Source organism: Streptomyces sp. NPDC007095, from assembly GCF_040634475.1.
In the GTDB taxonomy this organism is placed as follows: Bacteria; Actinomycetota; Actinomycetes; order Streptomycetales; family Streptomycetaceae; genus Streptomyces.
On record NZ_JBEYFS010000277.1, the window covers coordinates 10,626 to 14,205 of the forward strand.

A 3,580-nucleotide genomic window follows, 5' to 3' on the forward strand; every position below is an offset into this window, starting at 1 on the left:
GGACGCCTGGTACCGGTGGTGGGCCGCCAATGTCGGCGGTGGGGCGGGGCCGTGCCGGTACGTCGAGCCCGTCGCCGCTGGATCAGACGTGGGCCGGGCAGGGGAGCCGCTGCTCGATCCGAACGTGAGCGACCGGCTTGCGAAGATCGCGTCCGTGCCGCTGCCCGAAGACGTCACGGCCACGCCTGGCCGGCTCGGTGGCATACCGGTCGTCACCGTCGAGACTCCGGGTAACGATTCTTCGTCTTCGGCTGTGGTGCTCTGCTTCCACGGCGGCGCCTACACCCTCGGCCCGGCCGCCGACTCCGCGGGACCGGCCGCCGACGTGGCCCGGCGTGTCGGGGTCCGTGCCGTCTCGGTGGACTACCGGCCGGCCCCGGAGCATCTGTTCCCCGCGGCCGTCGACGACGCCCTGGCCGCCTGTCACGCCCTGCTCGCGGACGGGACACCCAGCTCCGAGGCCGCGTTCGCCGGGGAGCCCGCGGGCGGCGGGCTGGTGGTGGCCACGCTCGTCGCGCTCAAGGAGGCGGGACGGGGCTCGCGCCCCTGCTCATCCAGGTCGGTTCGCACGAGATCCTGCTGGACGACACCGTACGACTGGCCGCCCGCGCGGCCGAGCACGACGTGGCGGTCCAGCTGCGGGTCTGGCCCCAGGTCCCGCACGTCTTCCAGGGGTTCGCCGCGCTGCTCGACGACACCGACGCCGCGCTGCTCGACGACACCGACGCCGCGCTGACCTCCTCCGCCGCCGCCTTCACCCGGGCGCACCGGCCCGCCGACCGACCCCGGACGGCGCTACCTGGACGACCTGATGCCGAGCGGGCCGCCGATCTCCTCGGCCATGACCCGGCCCGCCTCCTCCGCGAGGACCTCCTCGCCGAGATCCTGGTCGGTGTCGAGGCCGTTGAGGTCGTCCAGGGGCTGGTTCAGACGGACGTGGGCCACCAGGGACTGGAGGGCGCGCAGGGCCGCCGAGGTGGTGGACCCCCAGTTGGAGAAGTAGGAGAACTGCCACCACCACAGGGCTTCGGTGGTGCGGCCCGCGCGGTAGTGGGCCATGCCGTGGCGCAGATCGGTGATGACGTCCGCGAGGTCGTCCGAGATGCGGCAGGCCACCGGGGCCTTGCGCGGTTCGTACGGGTCGAACACCTCGGAGTAGACGTCGATCGGGTCCAGCATGACCGCGAGGCGCTCACGCAGGTCGTCGACGTCCGGCTCCGGACCGAGGTCCGGCTCGTAGCGCTCGTCGGGGACGATGTCCTCGTGCGCGCCGAGACGGCCGCCCGCCAGCAGCAGCTGGGACACCTCCAGGAGGAGGAAGGGCACGGCGGAGTCGGGCTCGTCGCCCTTCGCCACTTCGGTGACGGCGACGATGAAGCTCTCGACCTGGTCCGCGATCTGGACCACGAAGTCGTCGGGGTCCTGGCTGGTCGCGTGCAGCGTGGCGTCAGACATCTAGGAGTCGTCTCCCCTCGAAGGCGCGGCCGAGTGTGACCTCGTCCGCGTATTCCAGGTCGCCACCCACCGGGAGGCCGCTGGCCAGGCGGGTGACCCTGAGGCCCATGGGCTTGATCATGCGGGCGAGGTACGTGGCCGTCGCCTCGCCCTCCAGGTTCGGGTCCGTGGCAAGGATGAGCTCCGTGACCGTGCCGTCGGCGAGACGGGCGAGGAGTTCCCTTATCCGGAGGTCGTCCGGGCCGACGCCCTCGATCGGGCTGATCGCGCCGCCCAGCACGTGGTACTTGCCCCGGAACTCGCGCGTCCGCTCGATCGCGACGACATCCTTGGGCTCCTCGACCACACAGATGACGGTCAGGTCCCGACGAGGGTCGCGGCAGATGTTGCACAGTTCCTCCTGCGCCACATTGCCGCAGGTCGCGCAGAACCGGACCTTCGCCTTGACCTCCATGAGGCACTGCGCGAGCCGGCGGACGTCCGTCGGCTCGGCCTGCAGGATGTGGAAGGCGATCCGCTGCGCGCTCTTGGGACCGACGCCGGGCAGCCGCCCCAACTCGTCGATGAGGTCCTGGACCACGCCTTCGTACACGGACTGCCGCCCTTCCTGGAATCTTTCAGTACGTACGGTAGTTGGCCGCCGCCGGTCTTAGAAAGGCAGGCCGGGGATGCCGCTGCCGCCGAGGCCCTGGGCGAGCGGGCCGAGCTTCTGCTGCTGAAGCGCCTGGGCGTTCTCGTTGGCCGCCTGGACCGCCGCGACGACCAGGTCGGCGAGGGTCTCGGTGTCCTCGGGGTCCACGGCCTTCGGGTCGATGACCAGGGCGCGCAGCTCACCCGAGCCCGTCACCGTCGCCGTCACCAGACCGCCGCCCGCCTGGCCTTCGACTTCGGTGCGCGCGAGTTCCTCCTGCGCGTTGGCGAGGTCCTGTTGCATCTTCTGGGCCTGCTGGAGCAGCTGCTGCATATTGGGCTGGCCACCACCGGGAATCACGATCAGCTCCTGGTCCGTACGGCTGTCTGGACGGGGTTTTCCCGTTCAGCACGAGCCTACGTGGTTGGCGGGGCCGTCGCCCAAGCACTCTTTCGAGTGAGACGATCTCGAAGCCTATACCTGATCAAGACCCTCTTTCGGTCGGAAAAGCGGCGAAACCCGGGCCATCGCCACCCATTGGGCGGTAGGAAGGGGGCGGCGCTTCGGCACCATGCGTCACTTGACATCACACACCGTCACCAGACACAACGTCACCAGCAACATCACCAGCTTCGTCGTCCTTCGCCAGTAGGGAGTGCCGGGTGAGCCAGCCGGAGATGCAGCCCGAGGGGCCGCCCCAGGACGGGCGGGACGACAGGGCCGCGGGGACCCGGCCGGGTGATCTGACCGGCCGGGCGTTTCCGCTCGGGGACTGGGGGGAGCCGGCCGAGCGGCTCCATGAGCTGTACCGGTGGGTGGAGCGGGGGGCGCTCGACACGGCGTCCTGGTATCTCGCGGACCGGGTGTGGAAGCGGCGGGGAGCGCGGGTGCTGCGGGGCGGGGCGGCGGCGGGGGCGGCGGCCGGGGCCGCGCTTCCCCTGCTGGACCTCACGGGAGTGGTCGGCGGGGTCGCCCCCTGGGGGTATCTCGCGCTGCTGCTCGGGGTCGCGTGCGTGGCCGGGGACCGGTTCTTCGGGGTGACCTCCGGGTGGATAAGGGACGTGGCGACCGCGCAGGCCGTGCAGCGGCGGTTGCAGGTGTTGCAGTTCGACTGGGCGTCGGAGAGTGTGCGGGAGGTTTTGGGGCCGACGGAGGGGACCGCCAGCGAGGCGGCGGATCGGTGTCTGGGGGTGCTGCGGAGGTTTTCGGAGGATATGACGGAGTTGGTGCGGGTGGAGACGGCGGACTGGATGGTGGAGTTCCGGACCGGGCCCGCGCCGCTGGGCATCCAGTCGTCCCTGGCCGGGGTTCCCCGGGGGGAGGGTGCGTCGCCCGGGCGGCTGCCGTTGCCGCCGGGCACCCGCCCGAACATGCCCCGCCAGCGCCCCCCGGAGCCGCGCTAGTGCCGCATCAGGCAACGTTCGCCCCGTCGCGACGCCCGGCACGCACTCTCGCCGCACCGGCCGAAAGCCCAAGTACGTCCAGTACGAGGAC

At 71.3% G+C, this 3,580-nt stretch carries 4 protein-coding genes and 1 pseudogene; 2 read left to right on the forward strand and 3 right to left on the reverse strand.

The genetic code is table 11. From position 1 onward, the window contains the following. Positions 1-256: 256 nt before the first annotated feature. Positions 257-471: pseudogene (locus ABZ656_RS50650) on the forward strand (alpha/beta hydrolase fold domain-containing protein); the annotation flags it as partial. Positions 472-795: 324 nt separating this feature from the next. Here the strand turns inward: ABZ656_RS50650 and ABZ656_RS50655 are convergent. From ABZ656_RS50655 to ABZ656_RS50665, 3 genes are read right to left on the reverse strand one after another with little or no spacing between them, the layout of a single operon-like run. Next, positions 796-1,455 carry a DUF5063 domain-containing protein gene (locus tag ABZ656_RS50655; protein ID WP_101399545.1) on the reverse strand — a complete coding sequence of 220 codons (660 nt, stop codon included), beginning with the start codon at positions 1,453-1,455 and terminating at the stop codon, positions 796-798. Beyond that, positions 1,448-2,047, reverse strand: a complete 600-nt coding sequence (gene recR, locus ABZ656_RS50660) for a recombination mediator RecR (RefSeq protein ID WP_055613476.1) — start codon at positions 2,045-2,047, stop codon at positions 1,448-1,450. Before recR ends, ABZ656_RS50655 begins: the two co-directional genes overlap by 8 nt. A 57-nt stretch (positions 2,048-2,104) precedes the next feature. Beyond that, positions 2,105-2,446, reverse strand: a complete 342-nt coding sequence (locus tag ABZ656_RS50665; RefSeq protein WP_075033091.1) for a YbaB/EbfC family nucleoid-associated protein — start codon at positions 2,444-2,446, stop codon at positions 2,105-2,107. Positions 2,447-2,748: 302 nt separating this feature from the next. Between ABZ656_RS50665 and ABZ656_RS50670 the strand changes: the two genes are divergently transcribed. Continuing rightward, complete coding sequence (locus ABZ656_RS50670) at positions 2,749-3,489, forward strand: SLATT domain-containing protein (RefSeq protein WP_360278473.1); 741 nt, start codon at positions 2,749-2,751, stop codon at positions 3,487-3,489. Positions 3,490-3,580: the final 91 nt, after the last annotated feature.